The organism is Saccharopolyspora sp. NPDC049426, from assembly GCF_040676935.1.
Classification (GTDB): Bacteria; Actinomycetota; Actinomycetes; order Mycobacteriales; family Pseudonocardiaceae; genus Saccharopolyspora.
Genome location: NZ_JBFAPZ010000013.1, coordinates 1 through 26615 on the forward strand (window position 1 = coordinate 1; position 26615 = coordinate 26615).

The 26615-nt window shown below is 69.5% G+C and carries 24 protein-coding genes; 9 read left to right on the top strand and 15 right to left on the bottom strand.

Features of this window, described 5'->3' with window-relative positions:
- From AB0J78_RS25655 to AB0J78_RS25680, 6 genes are all read right to left on the bottom strand, one after another.
- The coding region (locus tag AB0J78_RS25655) for an AMP-binding protein (RefSeq protein ID WP_363793243.1) at nucleotides 1–628 on the bottom strand (628 nt) is incomplete at its 3' end.
- A 183-nt stretch (nucleotides 629–811) separates the two neighbouring features.
- Nucleotides 812–1576, bottom strand: a complete 765-nt coding sequence (locus tag AB0J78_RS25660) for an HAD-IIA family hydrolase (RefSeq protein WP_363793559.1) — start codon at nucleotides 1574–1576, stop codon at nucleotides 812–814.
- 26 nt (nucleotides 1577–1602) lie between these two features.
- A complete protein-coding gene (locus AB0J78_RS25665; protein ID WP_363793245.1) occupies nucleotides 1603–2694 on the bottom strand; it encodes an ATP-binding cassette domain-containing protein in 1092 nt (363 codons plus the stop codon).
- Complete coding sequence (locus AB0J78_RS25670) at nucleotides 2691–3485, bottom strand: ABC transporter permease (RefSeq protein WP_363793247.1); 795 nt, start codon at nucleotides 3483–3485, stop codon at nucleotides 2691–2693. The genes AB0J78_RS25665 and AB0J78_RS25670 overlap by 4 nt, the downstream gene beginning before the upstream one ends.
- Nucleotides 3482–4237, bottom strand: coding sequence for a molybdate ABC transporter substrate-binding protein (gene modA, locus AB0J78_RS25675; protein WP_363793249.1), 756 nt, complete (start codon nucleotides 4235–4237; stop codon nucleotides 3482–3484). The genes AB0J78_RS25670 and modA overlap by 4 nt, the downstream gene beginning before the upstream one ends.
- Nucleotides 4238–4639: a TOBE domain-containing protein gene (locus AB0J78_RS25680; protein ID WP_363793251.1), complete on the bottom strand. Its 402-nt coding sequence runs from the start codon at nucleotides 4637–4639 to the stop codon at nucleotides 4238–4240.
- A 161-nt stretch (nucleotides 4640–4800) separates the two neighbouring features.
- On the opposite strand from AB0J78_RS25680, the gene moaA reads away from it, so the two are divergent.
- The 3 genes from moaA to AB0J78_RS25695 all read left to right on the top strand — a co-directional run bounded on the left by moaA (nucleotide 4801) and on the right by AB0J78_RS25695 (nucleotide 7506).
- On the top strand, nucleotides 4801–5859 hold the full coding sequence (gene moaA, locus AB0J78_RS25685) for a GTP 3',8-cyclase MoaA (protein WP_363793253.1): 1059 nt from the start codon (nucleotides 4801–4803) through the stop codon (nucleotides 5857–5859).
- Nucleotides 5860–5864: 5 nt separating this feature from the next.
- Complete coding sequence (locus AB0J78_RS25690; protein ID WP_363793255.1) at nucleotides 5865–6173, top strand: MoaD/ThiS family protein; 309 nt, start codon at nucleotides 5865–5867, stop codon at nucleotides 6171–6173.
- A gap of 733 nt (nucleotides 6174–6906) precedes the next feature.
- Nucleotides 6907–7506 carry a transglycosylase family protein gene (locus AB0J78_RS25695; protein WP_363793257.1) on the top strand — a complete coding sequence of 200 codons (600 nt, stop codon included), beginning with the start codon at nucleotides 6907–6909 and terminating at the stop codon, nucleotides 7504–7506.
- Between the two features lie 339 nt (nucleotides 7507–7845).
- On the opposite strand, the gene AB0J78_RS25700 is transcribed toward AB0J78_RS25695, so the two are convergent.
- From AB0J78_RS25700 to AB0J78_RS25715, 4 genes are all read right to left on the bottom strand, one after another.
- Nucleotides 7846–8772, bottom strand: coding sequence for a molybdenum cofactor biosynthesis protein MoaE (locus AB0J78_RS25700; RefSeq protein WP_363793259.1), 927 nt, complete (start codon nucleotides 8770–8772; stop codon nucleotides 7846–7848).
- A 52-nt stretch (nucleotides 8773–8824) separates the two neighbouring features.
- Nucleotides 8825–9310 carry a cyclic pyranopterin monophosphate synthase MoaC gene (gene moaC, locus AB0J78_RS25705; protein ID WP_363793261.1) on the bottom strand — a complete coding sequence of 162 codons (486 nt, stop codon included), beginning with the start codon at nucleotides 9308–9310 and terminating at the stop codon, nucleotides 8825–8827.
- Between the two features lie 141 nt (nucleotides 9311–9451).
- Nucleotides 9452–10906, bottom strand: coding sequence for an NAD-dependent malic enzyme (locus tag AB0J78_RS25710; protein WP_363793263.1), 1455 nt, complete (start codon nucleotides 10904–10906; stop codon nucleotides 9452–9454).
- A gap of 265 nt (nucleotides 10907–11171) precedes the next feature.
- Nucleotides 11172–11357, bottom strand: coding sequence for a hypothetical protein (locus AB0J78_RS25715; RefSeq protein WP_363793265.1), 186 nt, complete (start codon nucleotides 11355–11357; stop codon nucleotides 11172–11174).
- A 293-nt stretch (nucleotides 11358–11650) separates the two neighbouring features.
- Here AB0J78_RS25715 and AB0J78_RS25720 point away from each other — a divergent pair, with 293 nt between their 5' ends.
- On the top strand, nucleotides 11651–13903 hold the full coding sequence (locus tag AB0J78_RS25720) for a helicase-associated domain-containing protein (protein WP_363793267.1): 2253 nt from the start codon (nucleotides 11651–11653) through the stop codon (nucleotides 13901–13903).
- A gap of 220 nt (nucleotides 13904–14123) precedes the next feature.
- Here the strand turns inward: AB0J78_RS25720 and AB0J78_RS25725 are convergent, their stop codons facing one another.
- From AB0J78_RS25725 to AB0J78_RS25740, 4 genes are read right to left on the bottom strand one after another with little or no spacing between them, the layout of a single operon-like run.
- Complete coding sequence (locus tag AB0J78_RS25725) at nucleotides 14124–14723, bottom strand: ATP/GTP-binding protein (RefSeq protein ID WP_132676688.1); 600 nt, start codon at nucleotides 14721–14723, stop codon at nucleotides 14124–14126.
- On the bottom strand, nucleotides 14704–15492 hold the full coding sequence (locus tag AB0J78_RS25730) for a DUF742 domain-containing protein (RefSeq protein ID WP_363793269.1): 789 nt from the start codon (nucleotides 15490–15492) through the stop codon (nucleotides 14704–14706). The genes AB0J78_RS25725 and AB0J78_RS25730 overlap by 20 nt, the downstream gene beginning before the upstream one ends.
- A 31-nt stretch (nucleotides 15493–15523) precedes the next feature.
- Nucleotides 15524–15931: a roadblock/LC7 domain-containing protein gene (locus AB0J78_RS25735; RefSeq protein WP_175548002.1), complete on the bottom strand. Its 408-nt coding sequence runs from the start codon at nucleotides 15929–15931 to the stop codon at nucleotides 15524–15526.
- A gap of 20 nt (nucleotides 15932–15951) precedes the next feature.
- Nucleotides 15952–19290, bottom strand: a complete 3339-nt coding sequence (locus tag AB0J78_RS25740; RefSeq protein ID WP_363793271.1) for a nitrate- and nitrite sensing domain-containing protein — start codon at nucleotides 19288–19290, stop codon at nucleotides 15952–15954.
- A 570-nt stretch (nucleotides 19291–19860) separates the two neighbouring features.
- Between AB0J78_RS25740 and AB0J78_RS25745 the strand changes: the two genes are divergently transcribed.
- The 5 genes from AB0J78_RS25745 (at nucleotide 19861) to AB0J78_RS25765 (ending at nucleotide 24880) form a co-directional block, all read left to right on the top strand.
- The gene (locus AB0J78_RS25745) at nucleotides 19861–20874 is read left to right on the top strand and encodes an ABC transporter substrate-binding protein (RefSeq protein WP_363793273.1); all 1014 of its coding nucleotides are present in this window, start codon (nucleotides 19861–19863) and stop codon (nucleotides 20872–20874) included.
- 495 nt (nucleotides 20875–21369) lie between these two features.
- On the top strand, nucleotides 21370–22383 hold the full coding sequence (locus AB0J78_RS25750) for an ABC transporter substrate-binding protein (protein WP_363793275.1): 1014 nt from the start codon (nucleotides 21370–21372) through the stop codon (nucleotides 22381–22383).
- A 7-nt stretch (nucleotides 22384–22390) separates the two neighbouring features.
- Nucleotides 22391–23158 (top strand): ABC transporter permease subunit, encoded by a 768-nt coding sequence (locus AB0J78_RS25755; protein ID WP_363793277.1) that lies wholly within the window; start codon nucleotides 22391–22393, stop codon nucleotides 23156–23158.
- Between the two features lie 88 nt (nucleotides 23159–23246).
- Nucleotides 23247–24053, top strand: coding sequence for an ABC transporter permease (locus AB0J78_RS25760; protein WP_363793278.1), 807 nt, complete (start codon nucleotides 23247–23249; stop codon nucleotides 24051–24053).
- A 5-nt stretch (nucleotides 24054–24058) separates the two neighbouring features.
- Nucleotides 24059–24880, top strand: a complete 822-nt coding sequence (locus AB0J78_RS25765) for an ABC transporter ATP-binding protein (RefSeq protein WP_363793280.1) — start codon at nucleotides 24059–24061, stop codon at nucleotides 24878–24880.
- A gap of 109 nt (nucleotides 24881–24989) precedes the next feature.
- Here AB0J78_RS25765 and mdlC read toward each other — a convergent pair whose 3' ends face one another.
- Nucleotides 24990–26585: a benzoylformate decarboxylase gene (mdlC, locus tag AB0J78_RS25770; protein ID WP_363793282.1), complete on the bottom strand. Its 1596-nt coding sequence runs from the start codon at nucleotides 26583–26585 to the stop codon at nucleotides 24990–24992.
- Nucleotides 26586–26615: the final 30 nt, after the last annotated feature.

The following is a 26615-nucleotide window of genomic DNA, read 5'->3' on the forward strand; positions in this document are numbered from 1 at the left end:
TGTTGAGGATGTTGTGATGCGACAACGTCGCACCCTTCGGAAAACCCGTCGTCCCCGACGTGTACTGAATGTTGATCGCATCATCCGACGACAGCCGGATCTCGCCGAGTCTGCGCTGGTCAGCGGTAGCGCCGGCGAGGCTCTCCCACTCCGGTGACTCCAGGAACACGACCTGCTCCAGGCCCGAGCACTTGCTCCGGACCTCGTCGACCATGGCGACGTAGTCGGAGCTCTTGAACGACTTCGCCGACACCAGCATCCGGACCCCGGCCTGGTTGAGCACGTACTCCAGCTCGTGCGACCGGTAAGCGGGGTTGATGTTGACCAGGATCGCGCCGATCTTGGCGGTCGCGTACTGGGTCAGGGTCCACTCGGCGCGGTTGGGCGCCCACACGCCCACCCGGTCCCCCTTGGTGATGCCGGCGTCGAGCAGGCCGGTCGCCACCGCATCGACGTCGGCGACGAACTCCCGGTAGGTCCAGCGACGACCCGTGGCGACCTCCACCAGCGCGTCCCGGTCGGGGAAGCGGGCGGCCGTACGGTCCAGGTTCGTCCCGATCGTGTCGCCCAGGAGCGGCACGGTCGACGTACCGGAGTCGTAGCTGAGCGGTGTCGGCTCGGTGTCCACGGCAACCTCCCGATTCGGTGGTGCAGGTCACCATCTTCACCTCCACCGCCATCTCGGGCCAACCCCGCGAGAGCGGTGCCCGCCCCAGCCATCGCCCCTCGAACTTCGCGCGAAGTTCGAGGGGCGATGGCTGGGTGGGTGGCTCGGGAATCACGTGCGGTGGTGATCCCCGAGGTCGTCCCGTCAGGCGTTGAAGGGGTCGGTGACGTGGTCCCGGAGGTCTGCGATGGAGCGGACGACCTTGGTGGGGCGGTACGGGAAGAGCTCCGCCGTGTCCTGGTCGGAGATGCCGGAGAGGACGAGGATCGTCTGCAGCCCGGACTCCAGGCCCGAGCGGACGTCGGTGTCCATCCGGTCGCCGATCATCAGCGTGTTCTCCGAGTGCACGCCCAGGTGGCGCAGCGCGGAACGCATCATCAGCGGGTTCGGCTTGCCCACGTAGTACGGGGCGCGGCCGGTGACCCGCTCGATCAGGGCGGCCACGGCGCCGGTGGCGGGCAGCGTGCCCTCGCGGCTCGGGCCCTTCTCGTCCGGGTTGGTGGCGATGAACCGGGCACCGTTCTCCACCAGTCGGATGGCCTTGGTGATGGCCTCGAAGCTGTAGGTGCGGGTCTCGCCCAGGATCACGTAGTCGGGATCCCGGTCGGTGAGCACGTAGCCGATGTTGTGCAGCGCGGTGGTCAACCCGGATTCGCCGACCACGAAGGCCGAGCCGCCGGGCCGCTGCTGCTCCAGGAACTGCGCCGTGGCCAGCGCGGACGTCCAGATCGCCTCCTCCGGGATGTCCAGCCCGCTGCGCAGTAGCCGGGCCCGCAGGTCCCGTGGTGTGTAGATCGAGTTGTTGGTGAAGACCATGAACGGGATGCCGTGCTCTCGAAGAGCGGCCACGAACTCGTCCGCGCCGGGCACCATGTGCTCCTCGTGGACCAGCACGCCGTCCATGTCCATCAGGTACGTCCAGGTGGATGGCTCAGTCACGCCCCCGATGATCCTCCGGATACCGGGTGAATGGCCACCTCGGTCGCCTTGATCACGAACCAGACTTCCTCACCTGCGGAAATCCCGAGCTCCGCGACCGCTGCCGGGGTGACGTCGGCGGACATCCCGACCTTCGAGGGGCCCGTGGCGCGCACCCGGACCACGTCGCCGCGCGGTTCCACGGCCGTGACGCGCACCGGCAGCGCGTTGCGCGGACTGCCGTGCGGGCGCTGCCGGTGCACCGCCACGGCCGACGGCGCGAACACCGCGCCCGCCGGTTCCCGGGACTCCAGCTCCTCGACCACCCGGCCGCTGATGATCTCCTCGCCGATCAGCACTCCGCCGTCGATCGCCGTGCCGGTCAGCAGGTTGAGACCGGCGAGGCGTGCGGTGAACGCCTCGCGCGGACGCGACAGCACCTCGCTGGTCGGCCCCTGCTCGACGACGCGACCGTCCTGCAGCACAAGCAGGCGGTCGGCCAGCACGACGGCGTCGAGCACGTCGTGGGTGACCAGCACCGTCGGCATCTCCTGACGCCGCAGCACCTGGTGCAGCAGTCCGCGCATGGCCGGAGCCGCGTCGACGTCGAGGGCCGCCAGCGGCTCGTCGAGCATCAGCAACCCGGGTTCGCCGGCCAGCGCGCGAGCCAGCGCGACCCGCTGCGCCTGTCCTCCGGACAGCCGCGCCGGACGGCGACCGCCCAGGTCGGCAACATCGGTCTCGGCCAGCCAGCGCGCGGCGATCTCCCGGGCCCGCGCCTTGCTCGTGCCCGCGGCGCGCGGGCCGAAGGCGACGTTGTCGCGCGCGGTGAGGTTGGGGAACAGCAGCGCCTGCTGGGCGAGCAGCCCGACTCCGCGCCGGTGCGTGGGGACGTTGATGCGGCGTGCGGTGTCCAACCAGGCCGTCCCGCCCAGTTCGACCACGCCGCGATCGGGCACCAGCTGCCCGGCCAGCACCGACAGCAGCGTCGACTTCCCGGCTCCGTTAGGGCCGAGCACCGCCAGCACCTCGCCGGGCGCCACCGCGAATTCCGCGCGCAGCGAGAACTCCGCGCGGTGCAGCTCGACGTCCACCCGCAGGCCGCTCACAACCGTCCCTCCACTGCCCTCGGCCTGGCGATCACGATCACCAGCAGGGCCACCACGACCAGCAACAACGACATCGCCACCGCAGCGTCCACATCGGACTGGGCGGTGGTGTAGATGGCCAGCGGCAGGGTCCGGGTGCTGCCCTGCAGGCTGCCCGCGAAGGTGATCGTCGCGCCGAACTCACCGAGCGCGCGGGCGAAGGTCAGCACCAGGCTCGACCCCAGCGCCGGGAGCAGCAGCGGCAGCGTCACGCGCCGGAATGCCAGCCACGGACCGGCTCCCAGCGTCGCGGCGACCTGCTCGTAGCGTCCGCCCGCCGTGCGCAACGCGCCTTCGAGACCGACCACCAGAAAGGGCATCGCGACGAAGGTTTGGGACAGCACGACCGCGGCCGTGGTGTAGGGCAACCGGATTCCGGCGACCGCGAGCACACCGCCGAGCGGCCCGGTCCGGCCCAGCAGGTACAGCAGCGCCAGCCCGCCGACCACCGGCGGCAGCACCAGCGGCAGCAGCACCAGCGCGCGCACCACCCGCATCCCGGGCAGCGTGGAGCGCGCCAGCACGACGGCCAGCGGCACCCCCAGCAGCGCCGCCAGGGCCGTCGCGATCAACCCGGTGATCACCGACAACCGCAGCGCCTCCAGCGCTGCCGGGCTCAGCAGCAGCCCCGGCAGCCGGGCCGGTTCGACGCGGGTGAGCAGACCGGCGACCGGCAGCACCACCAGCGCCAGCGCGAGCACCGCAGGGCCCCACAGCACTGCGGGGACCTGCGGTGGATGACGCCTGATCATGGAACGTCGAAACCGTGCGCGCCGAGCACCTCGCGGCCCGCGGGCCCGCGCACGAACGAGACGAACTCGTTCGCCAGCTGCGCCTGCTGCGAGTCCCCGATGGTGGCGATCGGGTAGTTGTTGACCGCCTGGTGTGCCTCCGGGAAGTCGATCGCCTGCACCCGGTCTCCCGCGGCCTTGGCATCGGTGACGTAGACCAGGCCCGCGTCGGCCTCGCCCGCGACGACCTTCTGCAGCACCTGCTTGACGTCGTTCTCCTCGCTGACCGGCCGCAACCCGACGTGGGCGGCGTCGGCGACCTGCTGGGTGGCGGCGCCGCAGGGCACCTGCGGGGCGCAGACGACCAGCTTCTTGTCCGCGAGGTCGGCGAGCGAGGTCACGTGCGCGGGGTTGCCGGGCGGGACCACGATGGTCAGCCGGTTGGTGGCGAAGCTCTGCGGCGGCGAGACCAGGTCTGCGACCTTCAACATGTTCTTGTCGTCGGCGGAGGCGAACACGTCGGCCGGTCGGCCCTGCTTGATCTGCTCGGCCAGCGTCGACGAACCCTGGTAGTCGAACTGGACCGCGACGTCGGGGTGCTCGGCGGTGAACCGCTTGCCCAGCTCGTCGAAGGACTCGGTCAGCGAGGCCGCCGCCAGCACCGTCACCGTGCGCTGCTGCGCGGGGGTCTGCTGGCCGGACCCGGCCTGCCCGCAGCCGGCCAGCAGGGTCAGCGCGAGCATCCCGCCCGCGATCATCTTGAGCTTCGACATTCAGCCCTCTCCCGGTGTCTCCACCACGACGTTGGTCGACTTGACCACGGCCACCGCCAGCGAACCGGGCACCAGCCCGAGCTCGCGCACCGCCTCGGTGCTCATCAGCGACACCACGCGGTGAGGTCCGCACTGGATCTCCACCTGCGACATCACCTTGTCCGAGACGATCTCGGTCACCAGTCCGACCCAGCGGTTGCGCGCCGAGCGCCCGACGGCCGACGGGTCCGGTGCGGACCTGGCCTGGTGGCGGGTGAACTCGGCGAGCGCGGCTCCGTCGACGACCAGCCGTCCGGCTGCGTCGCGCTCCGCGGGTAACTGCCCGCCGTCGACCCAGCGGCGAACGGTGTCGTCGCTGACGCCGAGCAGCGAGGCCGACTCTGCGATCCGATATTGCGGCACGGTCAGAACAATACTTCCGCAGGTGCGGGAAAACCAAGGCGTTCTGAACCGCGAACCAGGATCGTCAACCCCTGCCGCACCGCCGTTGACCAGCGATCTCGCACCGTCCAAATTGACGCTCGCGATCGAAAAGCGTCGGTCCGAGGAGATAGGGTCGAGTTGTGAACGCGGTGGACTTGGGAATTCCGTTCGTGCGCCGCACGATCGACTCCTCCGAACGGCCGGACACGCCGTACCTGGTGGATCGCTTCGGTCGGGTGGCGACGGATCTGCGCGTCTCCCTGATCGACAAGTGCAACCTGCGCTGCACCTACTGCATGCCCGCCGAAGGGCTGCCCTGGCTCAAGCGCGACGAAATGCTCGACACCGACGAGATGAACCGGCTGATCCGCATCGCGGTCGAAGAGCTCGGCGTCACCACGGTCCGCTTCACCGGCGGCGAACCGCTGCTGCGGCAGGACCTGGTCGACGTCATCGCGGCCACCTCGTCGCTGCCCAGCCGGCCCACGACCTCGCTGACCACCAACGGCATCAACCTCGGCGGCTTCGCCGAGAAGCTGGTGACGGCCGGGCTCAACCGGGTCAACGTCTCGCTGGACACCTTGGACCGAGCGGTGTTCAAAGAGCTGACCAGGCGCGACCGCATGCAGGACGTGCTCGACGGGCTCGCCGCCGCCAAGACGATGAAACTGGAGCCGGTCAAGGTCAACGCCGTGCTGATGCGCGGGATCAACGACCACGAGGCACCCGAACTGCTGCGGTACTGCATCGAGCGCGGCTACCAGCTGCGGTTCATCGAGCAGATGCCGCTGGACGCCCAGCACGGCTGGGAGCGCTCCGCGATGATCACCGCGGACGAGATCCTGGAGATGCTGGGCGAGGAGTTCACCCTCACCCCGGACGTCGCCGAGCGCGGCTCGGCACCGGCCGAGCGCTGGCTGGTCGACGGCGGCCCGGCCACGGTGGGCGTGATCGCCTCGGTGACGCGGCCGTTCTGCGCGGCGTGCGACCGCACGCGGTTGACCGCGGACGGACAGCTACGCTCGTGCCTGTTCTCGACGACGGAGACGGACCTGCGCGGCCCCATGCGCGAAGGCGCCACCGACGCCGAGCTGATCCGGCTGTGGCAGGGCGAGATGTGGGCCAAGGCCGCCGGTCACGGGATGGACTCCGGTGAGTTCGCCCAACCATCAAGGCCGATGAGCGCAATCGGGGGTTAGCGGAGATGACCGCGGTGTCGGAGCAGAGCGCCGGTCCGGCGAGGAGTTCGGTGTCGGTGCAGGTCCGGTACTTCGCAGGTGCTCGCGCCGCGGCCGGCGTCCGCGAGGAGACGGTGCGGCTGAACCGCCCGGACGGCGCGGCTCCGACCGTCTCCGACGCCATCGCGGCGGCGCTGAACCAGCACGACGAGAAGCTGGCCAAGGTGCTGCCGGCGTGCAGCTTCCTCCTCGACGGCGTGGCCGTTCGCGACCGCAGCACGCGCATTCCCGGCGACGCCACCCTCGACGTCCTGCCGCCGTTCGCGGGCGGCTGAACCGCCCTCTGAGGACGGTGCACTGTGTCCTCTGCGCGCGTGCGGGTGCGCGAATACAACATTCCCTGGCGTGTCGTACAGCCTCGTTCAGGTGACTTCTCAGTTGATTTTTCCCTCATTCGATCTTGATTTTCAGCGCACCTCCCGCGCCCGACGCTCGACCGCCTGAGAGCCACCCGATCTAGCGACTGGACCACCCACGCTCCGTGTTTTCGCGAACACGAATCGCGTTCGCGCTCGGCCGTCCGCGTCCCCACACCCCGGCGTGACCCACGCACGCTCGACATTTGGTAACCGCGTGACAGGGGTTCCCCAGTGGGAGCATCGTGGTGACCCAAGCCTCACTTACGGTGATCGATATCAGCCCGGAAACGGTCCGATAACGACGCTCTGATCAGCGAAAATGATCGGGATCGCCACCCGTTTCGCCGGTGTTACTGTGACCAGCGTCACATGGTCCAAGATTTCCGATCTTCGGATTGGTTACGTAGTGTCGCTCCTCGGTCGGCCCCGAACCGATCAGCAAGGAACTCGAGAGCCCGTGGCGCCGAACCTGTCCAGCGGGCTCTCACCCCGAAAACGAAACAGAACCGGACAGGAACGAGGGACGTCTCAGGGCCCCCCGAAAGCCCCGAGGCGCCGCCGGCTCCCCCGAGACCGGCGGGCGTGGACCCGGCTCCACCCGAAGGAGCCAGACCAGGGTTCGACCCGAGGCGCGGCAGGAGAGAGGGACATGTCCAGTTACAAGGGCAAGCACCGCAAGCCTTCGAGTACCAAGCGCAATTTCGCCCGGATCGCCGTTGCCGGCGCTGTGGTCGCCACCCCGATCGCGATCGCTGCACCCGCCAACGCCGCGGACTGGGACGCTCTGGCCAAGTGCGAGAGCAGCGGCGACTGGAGCGCCAGCACCGGCAACGGCTTCTACGGCGGCCTCCAGTTCACCCCGTCGACCTGGTCCGCGTACGGCGGCACCGAATACGCCAGCAGCGCCCACAACGCCACGCGCGAACAGCAGATCGCGGTCGCGGAGAAGGTTCTCGCCTCCCAGGGCAAGAACGCGTGGCCGGGTTGCAGCGCGAAGCTGAACTGGACCAGCGGCTCGACCAAGTCGAGCACCAAGACCGAGACCACGCCCAAGAAGAAGACCACGACCACCAAGACCAAGTCCACGGTCAAGGCGGACGGCGCGGACTACACCGTCAAGGCGGGCGACACCCTGGGCAAGATCGCCCAGCAGTTCGGCGTGAACTACCAGGACATCGCCACCAAGAACTCGAGCGTGATCAGCGACCCGAACCTCATCTTCCCGGGTCAGCAGCTCGACGTGAAGTAAGACCTGCACGGTCAGGGATCCCCCAACGCTGACCGGCAAGGAAGCACGCGCCGTCTCCCCCGACACGGCACGTGCTCCGCCAGAGAAACCCCCTCCGCCGCAATGCCCCCAAGCGGTGGAGGGGGTTTCTTGCTTTTGAAGGGAGTTGTGTCGGATCGGTTTGCTCAGCGGTGCGGGTGGCGGAACCTGAGACGCCGTCTGGACTCCGGGCGCCACTCCTGATGTATGGCCAATACACGGCGTCGCGGCGTCCTCGCCAGACGACGTCTCAGAACCCGCGGCGGTGCCGGTTGCTCGGGTGGGGTACGGAGAAAGCGGCTCCGCCGCTTGCCTGACGATCTATGGGCAGTTGACCCATTCTTCTGTGTTGTCGTCGAAGACCTGGCGCTTCCAGATGGGCAGCCGGCGCTTGACCTCGTCGACGAGTTCGGAGCAGGCGTTGAACGCCTGCTTGCGGTGCTCCGCGGCGACCGCGCAGCCGAGCGCGACGTCGCCGATCTTGAGCATGCCGACGCGGTGCGAGACGGCGATGGCGCGAACTCCTTCGAACCGCCCGGCGATGTCGTCGGCGACCTCCTGGATCACGTCCTGGGCGATGGGGTGCCCGGTGTACTCCAGCTCCAGCACTCCCCGGCCGCCGTCGTGGTCTCGCACGACGCCGCCGAAGGTCACCACTGCCCCGGCCGCCTTGTGCTCCACCGACCGGGCCAGCGAATCGACGTCGATGTGCTCGTCGACGACGTCGGCCCGCAGCACCTCGGCGGGGGTGTGCGCCGGTGCGGTCGCCGATCCGGGGTGGTCGCCGCCGTGGAGCTGATCGACCGCGTGGTCCAGGACGCCTTCCAGGACGCCGAGGCCGTCCTTGACCCCGCCGGTGGAGCCCGGGAGGTTCACGATCAGCGTGCGACCGCTGACCCCGGCCAGTCCTCGGGAGAGGACGGCGGTGGGGACCTCGGGCAGTCCGGCGGCGCGGATGGCGTCCGCGAGACCCGGGATCTGGTGGTCGAGGACCTGTCCGGTCACCTCGGGAGTGCGGTCGGTGGGGTTGATGCCGGTGCCGCCGGTGGTGATCACGACGTCCACCTCGGCGTTGACGGCGGTGCGCAGCTGATCGCCGACCGGGTCGCCGTCGGGCACCACGAACGGCTCGGGGGTCTCGTAGCCGCGGTCGCGCAGCCACTTAACGATCACCGGACCGGTGCGGTCCTCGTAGATCCCGGCGGCGGCGCGGTTGGACGCGGCGACGACTCGCGCGGTCCTCGTCATGGAGACCTCCCGTGAATGGCCCGGTTCTGGTGCAACGACGGCGAGCGGCGGATTAGTCCGCGTCGGTGCGCTCCCAGAGGCCGGTCTTGCCGCCTTCCTTGCGCTCGACGCGGACGGCGTCGAGCACGGCGCCGGGATCGACGGCCTTGATCATGTCGTGCAGCGCGAGCCCGGCGACGGCGACCGCGGTCAGCGCCTCCATCTCGACACCGGTGCGGTCGGTGGTCTTGACCGCGGCGGTGATCCGGACTTCGGTGTCGCCGAGTTCGAGCTCGACCTTGGCGCCGGAGATGGCGATGGGGTGGCACAGCGGGATGAGGTCAGGGGTGCGCTTAGCACCCATGATCCCGGCGAGCCGGGCGGTGGCGATGGCGTCGCCCTTGGGCAAGCCGTCGCGGCGCAGCAGCGCGATCACCTCGGCCGTCGTGCGCACGACTCCACTGGCCACGGCCCTGCGGGCGGTGGCGTCCTTCTCGGACACGTCGACCATGCGCGCGGCACCGGCCGCGTCGACGTGGGTGAGCTCATCCTGCGCCATGCCGAAAGCCTAGAGGACCGCCGTCCCCGGCCGAGTGGAGGGAAGGCGCAACGGGGGGCGCGATCACCGTCGTGATCACGCCCCCCGGAGACGGCGATGTCAGGTCCCGCACCGCCACGCGGCGCGGTTCCTCAGCAGCTCCTAGAAGTCGAGGTCTTCGGCCATGCTCCACGGCATGGACGAGCCACCCCGGGAGGCGGTCTCGGCGGGTTTGGCCGCCAGCGCCGCCTTCTTGACGGCGTCCGCGACGGCCGGGGCCACCGCGTTGTCGAAGACGCTGGGGACGATGAACGAGGCGTTGAGGCGCTCGCCGTCGACGACGTCGGCGATGGCGTTGGACGCCGCGAGCATCATGTCGTCGGTGATCTCGCGGGCGTGCGCGTCGAGCAGTCCGCGGAAGACGCCCGGGAAGGCCAGCACGTTGTTGATCTGGTTCGGGTAGTCGCTGCGCCCGGTAGCCACGATGGTGGCGTGCTGCTGGGCCTCCAGCGGGTCGATCTCCGGGTCCGGGTTGGCCAGGGCGAACACGATCGCGTCGGAGTTCATGCTCGCCACGTCGTCGGCGGAGAGCAGGTTGGGCGCCGAGACGCCGATGAACACGTCGGCCTCGCGCACCGCGTCGGACAGCGTGCCGGTGCGGCCCTCGTTGTTGGTGGTGGAGGCGATGTTGCGCAGGTTCTCGTCGTCGTCACCGCGCCCGGTGTGCACGATGCCGTTGATGTCGACGGCGATGATGTCGGCGGGCTTCTTGTTCTGCAGCAGCCGGATGATCGCCGAACCCGCGGCGCCGACACCGCAGACCACGATGCGGCAGTCGGCGATGTCCTTGTTCACCACGCGCAGGGCGTTGCGCAGCGCGCCGAGCACGACGATGGCGGTGCCGTGCTGGTCGTCGTGGAAGACGGGGATGTTGAGCTTCTCGCGCAGCCGCGCCTCGATCTCGAAGCAGCGCGGAGCGGCGATGTCCTCGAGGTTGATGCCGCCGTAGACGGGGGCGATCAGCTCGACGGCGCGGATGATCTCCTCGGTGTCCTGGGTGTCCAGGCAGACCGGCCAGGCGTTGACCCCGGCGAACTTCTTGAACAGCGCCGCCTTGCCCTCCATGACCGGCAGCGCGGCCTCCGGGCCGATGTTGCCCAGGCCGAGCACGGCGGAGCCGTCGGTGACCACGGCGACGGCGTTGCGCTTGACGGTGAGGCGGCGGGCGTCGTCGGGGTTCTCGGCGATCGCGGTGCACACGCGGGCGACGCCCGGGGTGTAGGCGCGGGAGAGGTCATCGCGGTTGGTGAGCGCGACGCGGGAGTTGACCTCGATCTTGCCGCCGAGGTGGACCAGGAAGGTCCGGTCGGAGACCTTGCGGACGCGCACGCCGGGCAGCGCTTCGAGGGTCTCGGTGACCTCGCCGGCGTGGTCGGCCGACAGCGCGTTGCAGGTGATGTCGACGACGATGCGGTCGGCGTGCGACTCGACCACGTCGAATGCCGTGATCACACCGCCCGCGCGCCCGATGGCGCTCGTCAGATCGCCCGCGGCGGTCGTCGACGGCGGAGCCTCGACGCGCACGGTGATCGAGTAACCAGGACCTGGAACCGGCATTGGCACACCCCTGTCGAGCGAACGGCTATGGACGTGGGTGCCGTCCTCCGGCGGTCTGACCGCCGAAGCAGATCGCCTCCCCGGCACGCAAGCCATTCTGACCCGCTAAGCGACCGGAACTTCACCCAGCACGAAAAAGCCTAAAACTTTCCCGACTGTGAGCTAGATCCGGTGGGTTACTCGTGAGTCAGTATTGACACGCCGCGTTCGCCGGGGACCGGTTTCGACGCCGAACCGGCACCCGGCCGGTCCGGCGACAGGGGCCTCACTTGTTGATGACCGTGACCGGGTGCTCGTACGGAACCGCGTCGTCGTTCAGCGGGAACGTGGTGTCCCCGAACGGCGACAGGGCGCCCTGCTTGTCGGCCACCAGCTCGCTGACCGGGTGCTCTCCGGCACCGGCCTGCGGCCAGGTCGGGTCGATACGGTCCTTCTTGGTCTTGCCGGCCACGTCGTCCTCCTGTGCATTCCGGCTACGGGCAACTCCAGTTTGCCGGATCGGGGCGATCGAACTCACCCAAGGGTGTCGCAGCTTGCACCTCTCCTCCCCTGCGCAACGCGGGACCCGCCACCCCAGGACGCGGCGTGCCCGGATTTCCACTGAAGTCCGGCACCAGATTTCCACTGAAGTCCGGGACCAGGTTTCCACTGAGATCCGGTCGGGGCCGGTGGGGGCGAGGTTGGGAGGGGTGGTGCGCGGCTAGCGCGGGGGGTTGGGGACGACTACTGGGTATCGTGGGCGTGATGCCTCCAGTGGGAAATTGGCTCCGCGACCGCGGCGACGAGCAGCTCGTCGCTCTGCTGCGCGCGCGCCCGGACCTGGCGACGCCGCCGCCCGCCGACCTGTCCGTGCTCGGCTCCCGGGTCGCGCAGCGATCATCGGTCGCCCGCGCCTGCGAGGAGCTGGACTCCTTCGCGTTGAGCGTGATGGAGGCGCTGGTCCTGCTCGACGCCGACAAGCAGCCCGTCGGGCTGGACGCGGTGGCCGACCTGCTCGGCAGCGAGGTCACGGTGCAGCGGGTTCGCCGGACGGTGAACGCGCTGCGCGACCTGGCGCTGGTGTGGGGCGACGACGACTCGCTGGAGATCGCGGGCACCACTCGCGAGGTGCTGCCGACGTTCCCCGGGGGCTTGGGGCGACCGGCCGACGACCTGACCGAGGTGACCGCCAAGGCGGCCCTGGCCGAGCTGGACGAGGAGGAGCGGCGGCTGGTCGGCAAGCTCGCCGACGGCTCCCCCATCGGACGCACCAAGGACGCGTCCGCGCACGTGCCGCTGGAACGCGCGACGAACCCGGTCCAGCGCCTGCTGGCCAGGGGGCTGCTGCTGCGCCGCGACACCGAGACCGTGGAACTGCCCCGGCAGCTGGCGCTCGCGGTGCGCGGGGATCAGCCGATGGGCCGGATCGAACCCGAAGAACCCGCCCCGGAGCTCACCCAGACCGACCGCGAGCGGGTGGACAGCACCGCGGGTGGCGCGGCGCTGGAACTGCTGCGGCACGTCGAGGAACTGCTGCTCGCGTGGGAGACCGATCCGCCGGACGTGCTGCGCTCGGGCGGGGTCGGCATCCGCGACGTGCGCCGCACCGCCAAGACCCTGGAGGTCGACGAGCAGCACATGTCGCTGCTGGTGGAGGTGGCCGTCGCCGCAGGCCTGCTGGACCGCACCGAGGACGCCGAACCGCGCTGGCTGCCGACGATCTCCTCCGACACCTGGCTGGCCTCCCCCGTCGAGCACCGCTGGGCCGTGCTGGCCGCCGCGTGGCTGGACCTCCCCCGGCTGCCGGGGCTGACCGGTGCCCGCGATGAGAAGGACCGGCTGATCGGGCCGCTGTCGGACGAGCTGAGCCGCCCGCTGGCGCCGAAGGACCGCCGCCGCATCCTCGACTACCTCGACGAGCTCCCCGGCGGTTGCGGGGCCCGCCCGGACGACGTGGCTACCGTGCTCGCCTGGCGCGCGCCCCGGCACGCCGGTCGGCTGCGCGACGACCTGGTGCGCTGGACGCTGTCGGAGGCGACCGCGTTGGGCGTGGTCGCGCTGGACGCGATGACCACCGCTGGTCGCGCGCTGCTGTTCGACGGCCCGGCCGAGGCCGGCCACCGGCTCCGCGAGGTGCTGCCCGATCCGCTGGATCACGTGCTGGTGCAGGCGGATCTGACGGTCGTCGCGCCGGGACGGCTGGAACCGGATCTGGCGGCGGAGATGAAGCTCGTCGCCGACGTCGAGTCCGCGGGCAGCGCCACCGTCTACCGGGTCGGCGAGGGCAGCGTGCGCCGGGCGCTGGACGCCGGCTACACCGCCGACGACCTGCACGCGCTGTTCCGGGACCGGTCGAAGACACCCATCCCGCAGGCGTTGACGTACCTGATCGACGACGTGTCGCGCCGCCACGGCAAGCTCCGAGCCGGAACCGCGGCAGCCTTCCTGCGCTGCGACGATCCGGTCGTGCTTGCCGAGGTGCTGGCGACTCCGGCGAGCGAGGAGCTGGAGCTGCGACGCATCGCTCCGACCGTGCTGATCAGCCCGCTGCCCCTGGCGGACCTGGTGGACGGGCTGCGCTCGGCCGGTTTCGCACCGGTGGCGGAGGGGCCCGACGGCAACGTGCTGGACCTGCGCGCGAGCGGGCGCCGCACGCGCGGAAAGACCCGGCAGCGCACGTCCTACGGGCCGCCGGTGCCCAGCGCGGAGCAGCTGGGATCGATGGTGACGCAGCTGCGCGCCAACGACATCGCCGGTTCGGCCCGGCGGGGCCGCGCGGTGGTGCCGGAGCGCGGGCGCCCGAGCGCCGAGGCGACGCTGGCGCTGCTGCGCGACGCGGCGGCCGAGAAGCGCAGCGTGTGGCTGGGTTTCGTGGACACCCACGGCGTCCGCAGCCAGCACGTCGTGCGCCCGGTCAGCGTCGGCGGAGGCGTCCTCCAAGGGGTCGACGCGGCCAACGACGAGCTCGGCAACTTCCCCCTGCACCGCATCACATCAGTCGCCCTGGTCGAGGACTGACGCAGGAGGAACCAAAAACCCAAGCGGCGCAACCGCTTCCTCTTTGCTGCACCCTCTCAACCGGCACCGCCGCGGGTTCTGACACGTCGTCTGGCGAGTACGCCGCGACGCCGATGTCCACCCCCTGGGTAAGCGGAATGCTCAAGGAGTGGCGCACGGAGTCCAGACGGCGTGTCAGGTTCCGCCACCCGCACCGCTGATCAAAGCAACCACGACACGACTAATGAGAAGTCGCGAGGCGTTGGCGCATGGCGTGCTCCACGAGCGTGATCAGCGCCTTCTTCGTCGACTCGCGGTCGCGGGCGTCGACGGTGATCATCGGGACCGACTCGGCGATGGTCAGCGCCTCGCGGACGTCCTCCATGCGGTGGTGCGTGAGGCCGTCGAAGGTGTTGACCGCGACGATGTAGGGCAGTCCCCGGTCGTCGAAGAAGTCGATCGAGGCGAACGCGTCCGCCAGCCGCCGGGTGTCGACGAGCACGACGGCGCCGATCGCGCCGCGCACGAGGTCGTCCCACATGAACCAGAACCGGTGCTGGCCGGGCGTGCCGAACAGGTAGAGGATCAGGTCCGAGTCCAGCGAGACGCGGCCGAAGTCCATCGCGACGGTCGTGGTGACCTTGCCCGGCGTGGCGGTGAGGTCGTCGACGCCGACGCTGGCCTCGGTCATCACCGCTTCGGTGGTCAACGGCACGATCTCGGAGACCGAACCGACGAAAGTCGTCTTCCCGACGCCGAAACCACCGGCAACCACGATCTTCGTCGAAGTCTTCTGGTTGCTCGGCTGCTGCGACCGGGGATCAGAGCCTGCGAAGCCCACTGAGCACCCTCTCCAAGAACTCCATGGACGGCCGATCACCGACGACCATGCCACTGTCATGAATCAGAACCAGCCCGGTGTCGGCCATGTCGCCGATCAGCACCCGCACCACGCCGAGCGGCAGCCGCATGTGAGCGGCGACCTCGGCGACCGAACGGGCCTCCAGGCACAGCTCGGAGATCGAGCGGTGCTCGGGCCGGGATTGGGTCGCCTGGTTGCGACCTCGTTCGCTGGTGCTTACCAACGTCTCGATAGCAAGATCATAATCGGTGCGGGTACGCCCTCGAGTTCGGGCATACGGCCGAACGAGTGAACCGCCGCTGTCCTCGGCTTCCATGTCGTCCATCGCCGGGATCGCCGGCATCGAGCCGGAAATCGACGGCATGGACTGGGAAATCGGTGACATCGACTGCGAGATGGACGGCATCGACACCGACGGCGGGCCGCTGTCCGGGCGCGGACGCGGAGCCGGGGTGCCGCGGTCCTGGGAGCCCCAGTTGTCCGCAGCGGCGCGGGGATCCTGCTTGCCCCAACCGTCGTGCTGGGCGTTGTTCTGCCCGCCCGAAGAGGTGTCGCCGTATCCGCCCGACCCGAACAGGTCGGCACCCGGTCCCCCGAACAACGCGCGGTCGTAGCCGCCGATGGCATCACCGCCCTGCCCGGACGGGGTGTCGTCGACGAAGTCGTCCTGCCAGGACTCCGCGCTCAGCCGCTTGTTGTAGAGGCGGAACAGGTCACCGTCCCAGCTGGGCTCGGAACCGGCGTTCATGGTCAGCTCCCCTCAGCTCTCCCAGCCGGAATCACCGGCGTCCCATGCCTTGCAGCTGCGCGCGCAGCTCAGGCGTGAGCTGACGACCGACCCGCTCCACGAGCAGGGTCATCTCGTAGGCGACCAGGCCGATGTCGGCGTTGGGCGCGGCGAGCACGGCCAGGCACGAGCCGTCGCTGATCGACATCAGGAACAGGTAGCCCTGCTCCATCTCGACGACGGTCTGGGTCACCTCGCCTGCTTCGAAGCAGCGCGCTGCGCCTTGGGTGAGGCTGACCAGACCTGACGCGACAGCGGAAAGCTGCTCGGCGCGGTCACGCGGCAAGCCTTGGGAACCGGCCAGCAGCAGACCATCCGCGGACACGACCACCGAGTGCGCCACGCCGGGTACCCGACGCACGAAGTCGGTGATCAGCCAACTGAAGCTGTTGCTGCTCATCGGTTGCTGCACGGACCCGTTCACTCCTGCTCCTCGGGACGGCTCGGATTCGAGCGGGGAAGTTCGGTGGAAACCGGTTCGGCCTTGGCGTGCCTGCCCCGATGGACGCCCTGCTGGAAGTTCGCCATGCGTCCGCGAACGGCATCGGCCGAGCGCGGGGCGGCGGGCTTGCGGCGAGGCGGCTGCGGGGAGCGGGGTGCTGCCGAGCCGGGCACGAGGTTGGTCTTCGGGACCCGCTTGGGAAGTCCGGCCGCGGTCGTCTCCTGGACCTCGTGGGTCTGCAGCAGCGCCTCGGCGGCTTTCCAACCGACATCCGCTTGCCCCCAGCCCGGGTCGGGCGTGGTGGTTCGCGGAACTTCGTCGACGACCGGTTCCGGCGCGGAGCTCGACGGGGTCGAGGGCGCGGCGGTTTCCGGCTCGGCGGGTTTGGGGTCGGCAGCGGCCGGGGTCGAGTCCTCGACATCGGACTCCCGGAACCACTGCGAGAGCACGGCTTCGTATATCGGCAGGCGTTGGGTAGGCGCATCGTCCATGTCCCAGGACTCCCTCGGCTCGTCGTCGGCGCGTGCCGGCGATCCGCCGTCGAAGCCCGGATGTTCCAGGCCGGGAGCTGATGCGTTCTCGGACTCCCAAGGCTCCGACGCCGGCTCTGGCCGGCCTTCGTTTCCTGGAGCGCCCTCGTGGCCGCCACCGAATGCCGCGCCGATTCCACTGCCGTTCAGGCTGCTGCCGTTCAGCGAGCCGCTGTCGGGCTCGCTCCCGGTCAGGCCGCCACCGCTGAAGCCGTTCCGGTGCTCGTCGGCGCCGAAGGGCTCGGACGGTGCGAAGTTCTTGGTCTTCTCCGCCTCGAACGGGCTGTGGAACAGGTCGGTCGACGAGGTCTCCGACGGTGCACCGCACTGCCCGTCGAAGCCCGGGTCGATATCCGGCCAGGCTTCCGCCCCGACTCCGTCGTCGTGGGGCGCCCGGTCGTCATCCTCCCATTGGGGGACGCTCGTTGCGCCGAATGAATCGCCGGAGGACATCGTCACGGAGTACTGCGCGGGCAGTTCCGCGTCGTGGTCGTCCGGCTCGTCGGCGAAGCCGTGGCCGTTGAACGAGGAGGCGCCCGGTGTCGAGTCGTCGGCGTCCACCGCCGCCTGGTTCATCGAGGTGAACGACGTCGGCGGCTCGGAACCGCTCAGGCTCGGCAGCTCGGCGCGGCTGGTCGGTGCGTCCAGGCCGGGCTGCTGGCCGTTGTTGCCCGCGGCGGCGCGACCGCCGAAGGCGGCGGCCAGGCCCAGCTGAGTGCCGGTCTCGCCGAGCTGACCGCGCTCCTCGGGCTGGACGGTGCGCGGCATGTCGGGCATCGGCACCGGGCCGTCCGGGGTGAGCTGCACGACCAGTTCGCCGCTGAGGCGGACGGTGGCCGTGACACCACCTTCCAGGCCCTCGTTGTTGCCGAGCTCGACCTCGATGTTGTGCCTGCGGGCCAGCTGACCGACCACGAACAGACCCATGCGCCGGGAGACCGCGACGTCGATCTCCGGCGGCCGCACGAGCCGCTCGTTGATCTCGTCGACCTCGCCGGCGTCGATGCCCACGCCGCGGTCGCGGATCTCGATGACCAGCTGCTGGCGGCGGTAGGCGGTGCGGACGGTGACCTCGGTGTCCGGGTTGGAGAACACCGTGGCGTTCTCCAGCAGCTCGGCGACCAGGTGCACGAAGTCGTTGACCACGCGGCCCTGCAGGGCCAGCTCGGGGGCGTCGACCACGGCGACCCGGGCGTACTGCTCGACCTCGGAGACGGCGGCGCCGAGCACCTCGTTGAGCGGGACCGGCCGCATGGTCCGCCGGGTGAGGTCGGTGCCGCCGAGGATCAGCAGGTTCTCGTTGTTCCGCCGCATTCGGGTGGCCAGGTGGTCCAGCTCGAAGAGGCTGGACAGCTGGTCCGGGTCCTGCTCGTCCTGCTCCAGCCGGTCGATCAGGGCCAGCTGCCGTTGCACCAGGGTCTGCGACCGGCGGGCGAGGTTGACGAACAGGTCGTTGACGTTGTTGCGGAGCATGGCCTGCTCGACGGCCAGCCGCAGCGCCTGCTGGTGCACCGCGTCGAAGGTGCGGGCGACCTGCCCGATCTCCTCGTCGGTGTAGACCGGCACGGTCGGCACCGTGGTCTGGTGGGACGCGCCCGGGTTCTCGGTGACCCGGTTGATCGCGTCGGGCAGGCTCTGCTGCGCGATCTCCAGGGCGCTGTAGCGCAGGGCCCGCAGCGGCCGCAGCATCGAGCGGGCGATGAAGGTCGCCACGCCGAAGGCCACGATCAGCAGCAGCGCCACCAGGGCGGAGTCGCGGATCAGCGTCCAGGTCGCGGAGTCGGCCAGCGAGGTGGCGTCGGAGTGCAGGTCTTCGAGGACGTCGGACTCGACCTCGCGGACGAGGTCGGTGCGCTGCCCGGACTGCTGTCCCCAGTCAGCCGGGGAGACGCCGAGGTTCTGGTTCTGCTGATCGTTGTCGTAGGCGATCAGCGAGCTCTGCTCCAGCTGCTCGCTGCGGTCGACCGCCGCACCGGCGACCCGCTCGGCGAACAGCGCGCGCTGGTCCTGAGTGGCCGCGGCCTCGAACTCGCCGTACGCCGCCTCGTAGCGCGCGTCGGCGGCGCGCATCTGATCGGGCTGACCGGTCAGGAACTGGTTCCGCAGCGACGCGCTGAGCAGGATCGAGCGCTGCCGGGCGAGCTGCTCCTTGGCTTGGCCGAGGGAGTCGGCGGCGCGGGCCGTCTGCGCGGTCGCGGTGTTGGCCGCGGAGTTGGCGACCTGGTTGTTGATCGACAGCAGCGTGTCGATCACCGAGTTGTAGGCGATCATCGTCTGCGGGCTGGTGAAGCCGCCGTTGACGGTGCCGCGCAGCGCTCCGAGGCTGTTGATCCGGTGCTCGGCGCTCTGGAAGGCGAAGCGGACCTCGGGGGTGAAGCCGACGACCTGCGGGTCGAACGCGAGGACCTGCTGGACGGCCGCGTCGACCTGGCGGCCCTGCGCCTGGTAGTCGGTGCCCGCGCTGCCGCCGTTGGAGGTGGTGAGCACGATCGCGAAGTCCCGCTCGCGCTGCAGCTCGTGGGTGAGGTTGGAGGTCTGCTGCGCCAACTCGACCTGGTCGACGATGGTCTGCATCTGCGACTGGCTGTTGAGACCGTCGTAGATGCGAACGCCACCGACGCCCAGCGCGGCCAGGGTTGGCACGAGCAGAACGGCGGCCATCTTGTACCGGAGGCGCCAGTTGCGCAGCCACCACTTCTTGGTCCGGGCGGCAGCCGGATCGGCTGGGCCGGGTGCGGTCGCGGGGTCGTTGTTGAGCATCCCTGTTTCCTGCGCTGCGGCGGACATGTGCGGAACCGCCACGGCTAGCTGCCCTTCCGTGCCGTGACAGTGGAGATCATCGTGCTGGGAGTGTGCCCGCGAACCGACGCGGTCGCGTCGGATTCCCACGAGCGGGTCCACGTCACCTCGGCGATCGAGTTTCCGCAGACCCCGACTCTGTCAGCCGGGCTTGCCATCACACTCCCTGGTCACAACGTGCATTCCCCCGAAGCAGAGGCCGGTCACCTCGACGGGCGAGACTATACTTAACCCGGCGTCACAAGTCAGGCCCCCAATACGGGTCACCGTCACTCTTAAGAGTGCCTTTGGCAACAGCTGGGCCGAACGTGTGACCCGTAGTTAGTTACGCCTGGTTGTAACCCGATAGTTCAAACCTTTACAGTCCTTTTTGCGCCCCACCCGTCACGGCCATCGCGCGTGTGCCCGGCCAGCCCGGCGCCTCCATCGAAGGTCGTGGCCAAGTCCACAGTGCACAGACGCAACTGCCGGACCCTACTCGGGGTTGTCCGCGCCGAGCCAGCGGAGCTCACGCAACGCCCGGCGCACCCCATGTCGTGCTGTTGCAAGGAGGACTCGATGACCCTGGCCAGTCGCGCTATGTCGCGGAGAGGGCTGCTCAAACTCGCAGGTGGCACGGCTACCGCCGGAGCGCTGATGGGCGCGAGCGGATGCGGCCTGCTGGGCGGCTCCGAATCGGCTGGCGGCGGTGACGGCACGGTCGAGAAGCCCAACATCAAGGTCGGCGCCATGCCGGTCACCGACCTCGCTCCCCTGCACCTGGCCGTGCGCAACGGCATCTTCCAGCAGGAGGGCCTCAACGTCGAGATCGTCACGACCTCGGACGGCAGTGCGGCTCTGACCAGCACCATCGGCGGTGACTACGACATCACCTACGCCAGCTACGTGCCCTTCTTCGCGGCCCAGGCCAGGGGCGTGGCGGACCTGAAGATCGTGGCCGACTGCGGCGCGGGCGCCCCGAACACGACCACGATCATGACCTCGCCCTCCTCGAAGGTGCGCACCCCGCAGGACCTGGCGGGCAAGACCATCGCCATCTCCGGGCCGCGCACCATCTCGGAACTGCTGGTCAAGGCCACCATGCGGGCCTACGGCGTGGACTTCTCCAAGTCCGAGTTCACCGCGATCCCGTTCATCAACATGCCGGCCGCTCTCCAGCAGGGCCGGGTGGACGCGGCGATCCTGACCGAGCCGTTCCTGACCCAGGCCGCGCGCGCCAGCGGAGCGGTCCCGGTGGCCGACACCAACACCGGCCCGCTGGAGGACCTGCCGCTGACCGGCTACGGCGCGACGGCGAAGTTCGTGCAGGACAACCCCAAGACCGTCGCCGCCTTCCAGCGCGCGATGGACCGCGCGGTGGCCGAGTCGCAGGACCGGTCGAAGATCGAGCCGCTGCTGCCGGAGTTCGCCAAGATCGACAAGGACACGGCCGCGATCATCTCGCTGCTGAAGTTCAACTCGCGCGCCGACGCGACGCGCTTGCAGCGCGTTCCGCGCCTGATGAAGGACTTCGGCTTCCTGGAGCAGGACATCGACGTGGCCAAGATGATCGTCCGGCCCGCGCAGGGCTGACCCTCGCGTCAGCCCCAGGGCTGAGGGGCGGGCCGATCCGATCAGCCGAAGTGCTGAGGAGGATCGGCCGGTCCGGCACCCGGACCCCGCCGCGGGACCGCCAAGCCGCAGGTGCTTCGTCACGTACGAGGCATCTGCGGCTTTTGTCGTTTTGCTCACCGTGTATTTCACGTTGTTGGCGCGTGATCACCCGTTCGCGATGTGGACAACACTGTCCGTGTTGTTTGCTTTCGCCAATCAGTGACGGGAGACACACCTTCGAGTAATCGACACAACGAGCCCATTACGTCTTGTTGTCGCCCCCTGATCAGGTATCTAGAGTTCTGCGCACCGATGCAGTCGGTGATCCCGAGGACACGGGATGTGCGCAGCGGCCACCGAAACCCCGCGCACGCAGTCCCCGCTTCCCGGCCGCAACGGCCTCGGTCCACGCAAGTCGCTCCAGCCGCCAGGGCCCGCGCAGGCCCACACCCCGCCATGCCAGGAGGAAACGCCATGCGTCCGAAGAACCGCCCGATAGCCCGCCGCGACCTGTTCAAAATCGCCGGCGGTGTGGCCACCGCAGGAGCGCTGATGGGCTCCAGCGGTTGCGGGCTGCTGGGTGGCGCGGAGCAGCAGTCGTCCGGGAACGGCCAGGTGGAGAAGGCCAACCTGCGCGTCGGCGCACTGCCCACCGCCGAGCTCGCCCCGCTGTACCTGGCGGCCGAAGCCGGTCACTTCCAGCGCGAGGGCCTCAACGTCGAGATCGTGCCCGCCTCCGACGGCGGCGCCGCGCTCAACAGCGCCATCGGCGGCGACCTCGACATCACCTTCTCCAGCTACGTGCCGATCTTCGCCGCGCAGGCCAAGGGCGTGGCCAACCTCAAGATCGTCGCCGACTGCATGTCGGCGGTGCCCAACAGCTGCCTGATCATGTCCGCGCCGGACTCCGGGGTGCGCACCGCGCAGGACCTGGCGGGCAAGCGGATCGCGATCTCCGGCCCCGGCACCATCTCCGAGCTGCTGGTCAAGGCCTCGATGAAGGCCAACAACGTGCCCTTCGACAAGGTGCAGATGGTGCCGCTGGGCTTCATCAACATGCCCAACGCGCTCAAGGCCGGCCAGGTCGACGCCGCGATGGTCGTGGAGCCCTTCCTGACCCTGGCCGCGCGCGACGCCGACGCCGTGCCGGTGCTCGACACCACCGCCGGCCCGCTGGAGGACCTGCCGCTGGGCGGCTACGTCTCCAACTCCGAGTTCGCCGAGAAGAACCCGAAGACCGTCGCCGCCTTCCAGCGCGCGATGACCGCCTCGGTGGCCGAGGCGCAGGACCGCGCCAAGATCGAGCCGCTGCTGCCGAAGTTCGCCAAGATCGACAAGGAAACTGCGTCCATCATCACGTTGCTGAAGTTGAACGCACGTGCAGATGCCACCCGCTTGCAGCGCGTTCCGCGATTGATGCTGGAATTCGGCTACATCACGAAGGACGTCGACGTGGCGAGCATGATCATCAAGCCGCCGCAGAGCTGATCGGGACATGACCAGAACAATCCGGGGTCTGCTCGGACTCCTGGGCTTCCTGCTGTTGTGGGAAGCCTTCAGCAGGTCCGGGCTCGTCGACCCCCAGTACTTCCCACCGCCCTCGGTGGTGCTGTCCAGGTTCGTCGAGCTCCTCGGCGACCCCTCCTTCCTGCTCGACCTGATCGCGAGCGTGCTGGCCTGGGCCATCGCGCTGGGCATCTCCATCGCCATCGCCGTGCCCGCCGGACTGCTGCTGGGCAGCGTGCGCGGCATCCGGGTGGCCACCCGCGCGATCATCGAGTTCCTCCGGCCGATCCCCTCCGTGGCGCTGATCCCGCTGGCCATCGTGCTGGTCGGGTCCGGTCCGGAGACCAAGATCGCCCTGGCGGTGTACGCGGCGGTGTGGCCGATCCTGTTCAACACCATCTACGCGTTGGACGAGGTCGACCCGGTGATGGTGGACACCGCGCGGTCCTTCGGCTTCGGCCGGACCCGCACGATGTTCACCGTGCTGCTGCCCAACGCCGCGCCGTTCGTGCTCACCGGCATCCGGATGTCGGCCTCGGTGGCGCTGATCCTGGTGGTCAGCACCGAGTTCCTGGCAGGAGGCGGCAGCGGGCTCGGCAGCTTCGTGCTGGACGCCTCGACCGGAGCCGGGCGGATGGACCTGGTCCTGGCCGGGACGATCGTCGCGGGCATCGTCGGCTACCTCATCAACGAGGCGCTGGAAACGGTGCACAAGCGAGGCCTGGCGTGGAGCGCGGTCGATCGGGAGGCAGTGTGACGGGCCACCTTTTTCCCGGCTTTCACGACTCCCCGGGAATTGACATCGTGAATTCACTGGAATTCAACTTCGGGTTGCGGGGTGCGTTGTGAAGAAAACGCGTGGATTCCTCCGCCAATGGCTCGTGCTCATCATCGCGGTTCTGCTGTGGGAATTGGTGACCCAAATCGCGCAGCACCCGTTCTTCCCGTCGCCGAGCAAGATCCTCGCCACCGCCGGGCAGAAGTGGTTCTCCGGACCTCCGGAATCGCTCTTCCTGACCAGCGAGGCCACCGGCGACCTGTTCGCCAGCCTCGGCCGGGTCGCCTTCGGGTGGGTGCTGGCCGCGGTCATCGGCGTCGCGCTGGGCACCCTGCTCGGCCGCTCGCGCAACCTGCTGGACTTCGTCGGGCCGCTGATGGCGTTCATGCGCGCCATCCCCTCACCGGTGCTGGTCCCGGTGTTCATCGTGCTGCTGGGCATCGGCTCGTCGATGCAGATCACCGTGATCGTGTTCAGCGTCGTGTGGCCGATCCTGCTCAACACCGTCGACGGCGTCCGCTCGGTGGACCAGGTCAAGATCGACACCGCGCGGTCGTTCCGCATCCCGCGGGCCCAGTGGATCACCGGCGTGGTGCTGCCCGCGGCGACGCCCAAGATCTTCGCCGGGCTGCGGGTTAGCCTGTCGTTGTCCCTGGTGCTGATGGTCGTATCGGAGCTGGTGGGGTCCACCAACGGCATCGGCTACCGGCTGATGTACGACCAGCGGCAGTTCGACTTCCCGGCCATGTGGGCGGGGATCGTCCTGCTGGGCGTCCTCGGATACGTACTGAACACCCTGCTGCTCGTGGTGGAACGCCGTGCGCTGAGCTGGCAGCCCTCGCAGGCGTCGGCTGACCAAGTTGTCGGAGGCTGACCGAAATGACCCGAACGAACACGATGCTGGAAGTCTCCGGACTCGGTCACCGCTACGGCGGTGCGAACGGGCACCAGGCCATCGCCGACCTCACCTTCGAGGTCCGCACCGGTGAGCTGGCGTGCATCGTCGGTCCCTCCGGCTGCGGCAAGTCGACGATGCTGCGGGGCATCTCCGGCCTGATCAAGCCGACCTCCGGCGACGTGCGGCTGCACGGCGAGGCGGTCGACGGCGTGCCCAGCGACCTGGCCGTGGTGTTCCAGGACTACAGCCGCTCGCTGTTCCCCTGGAAGTCGGTCCGCGCCAACGTCGAGTTCCCGCTGCAGGCCCGCGGCGTCAGCCGGTCCGAGCGGCGCGAGCGCGCCGACGAGGTGCTGGAGTGGGTCGGCCTGTCGGCCTCCGCCAAGAAGTACCCGTGGCAGCTCTCCGGCGGCATGCAGCAGCGGGTCTCCATCGCCCGCGCCCTGGCCTGCCGGCCTGCGCTGCTGCTGATGGACGAGCCGTTCGCGTCGGTGGACGCCCAGACCCGCTTCGAGCTGGAGGACCTGCTGCTGCGGGTCCGCAAGCAGTTCGACAGCACGGTCCTGCTGGTCACCCACGACATTGACGAGAGCATCTACCTCTCCGACCGGGTCTTCGTGCTGTCGAAGTCCCCGGCCACGATCGTCAAGGACCTGGAGATCCCGCTCGGCACCGAGCGCGACCAGATCACCACCAGGGAGTCCGAGACCTTCGTGCACCTGCGAAGCGAGGTGGCCCGCCTCCTCGACGTCAAGAGCGCAGGCGGGTCCCAGGCCTCAGCAGCGGAGACCACCCAGGTCTCCTGACCACGACGACGAGGGCGGCCCCGGCCACACCTGGTCGAGGCCGCCTCTTCGTCGTGTCAGGTTCCGCCACCCGCACCGCTGAGCAGGATGACCACTGACAGGTTCTCGATCAGTACAGGAAGCGTTGGCCTGGGTCGACCTTGATGTGCAGCAGGCTCGGGCCCTGCTTGCCGGCGAACTCCTCGGGCAGGGCTTCGGCCAGCTCCTCCGGGGTTTGGATGAGCTTGGCCGGGCAGCCGAGGCTGGTGGCCAGCGAGACGAAGTCGATGCCGCCGAGGTCCACGCCCGGCAGCTTGCTGCCACCGGCGGCCTCGCCCAGCACGGCCACGGCGGCGTACCGCGAGTTGTCCATGATCACGAAGGTGACCGGTGCCTGCTCGCGCACGGCCGTCCACAGCGACTGGATGCCGTACATGCTCGAACCGTCGCCGAGCAGCGCCACGGTCCGCCGGGCGGTGTTGGCCATGCCGACGCCGACCGCGGCGCCGACGCCGTAGCCCAGCGCTCCGGAGAAGCCGGTGAAGAACCCGCCGTCGGTGGAGCGGACGGGGAAGTACTCGTGCAGGTCGTTGCGGTGGCTCGGGGTCTCCTCGACGACGGCCGCGTCGGCGGGGAGCTGACCGACGAGGGTGTCGAAGACGTAGGAGGCCGTCATCGGCGTGGTCGCGACGGGCTTGTCCGGCCGCGCCATGGTCGTCGGCGCCGACCGGTCCAGATCGTCGAGCTGCGCGTTGACCTGCGGAACCGCGTGCGCCATCGTGCCCATCACGCCTCGCCCGGAGCGGGCGCGGGCCAGCACGTCGGGGTCGTCGTTGACCAGGAAGAGCTCGGGCAGCGCGATCTCGGCCTCACCCCGGTAGACGTGGTAGGTGAACGCCGGAGCGCCCCACACCACGACCAGGTCGTAGCCGGAGAGCTCCTGGCTGAGCAGCCGCTGCTCGGGCTGCAGGAACCCGGCGAAGCACGGGTGGTCCTCCGGGAAGGAGCAGCGCGGGGACATCGGCGGTGCGTACACCGCGGCCTTGGTCTTCTCGGCCAGCCGCACCATCTCGTCCACCACGCCGTCGGCGTCGACCGCCGGGCCGGTGACGAACGCGGGCCGCTCGCAGTCGCGCAGCGCCTCGGCGAGCCCGGCGATGGCCTGCGGGTCGGGCGCGAATCCCGGCGTGCGCGGGCGCGCGGGGACCTCCACACCGGGCTCGTCCCAGTCGTCGGCGGGCACGGACAGGAAGACCGGACCGTACGGCGGGGTCGTCGCCATCTGGTAGGCGCGCACCAGCGCGGCCGGGACGTCCGCGGCCCTGGCCGGCTCGTAGCTCCACTTCACGTACGGCTTGGGGAAGTTCGGCGCCTCGGTGGCACCCAGGAACGGTTCGTTGAACATCAGGCTGCGGGTCTGCTGACCAGCCGTGATGATCATCGGAGTGCGGTTGCGGTAGGCGGTGAACACCGCGCCCAGCGCGTGCCCGACACCACCGGCCGAGTGCAGGTTGACCAGCACCGGTTCGCGGCGGGACTGCGCGTAGCCGTCGGCCATCGCGACCACCACGGACTCCTGCAGTCCGAGCACGTAGTGGAAGTCGTCGGGCCATCCCGTCAGGAAGGGGACCTCCGTCGTGCCCGGGTTGCCGAACACCGTGGTCAGCCCGAGTTCACGCATCAAACCCCGGGTGATGTCGCGAACCGTGCGATCCTCGCTGCCCATTCGTGCTGCCTCCTCGCCCCACCGATCGTC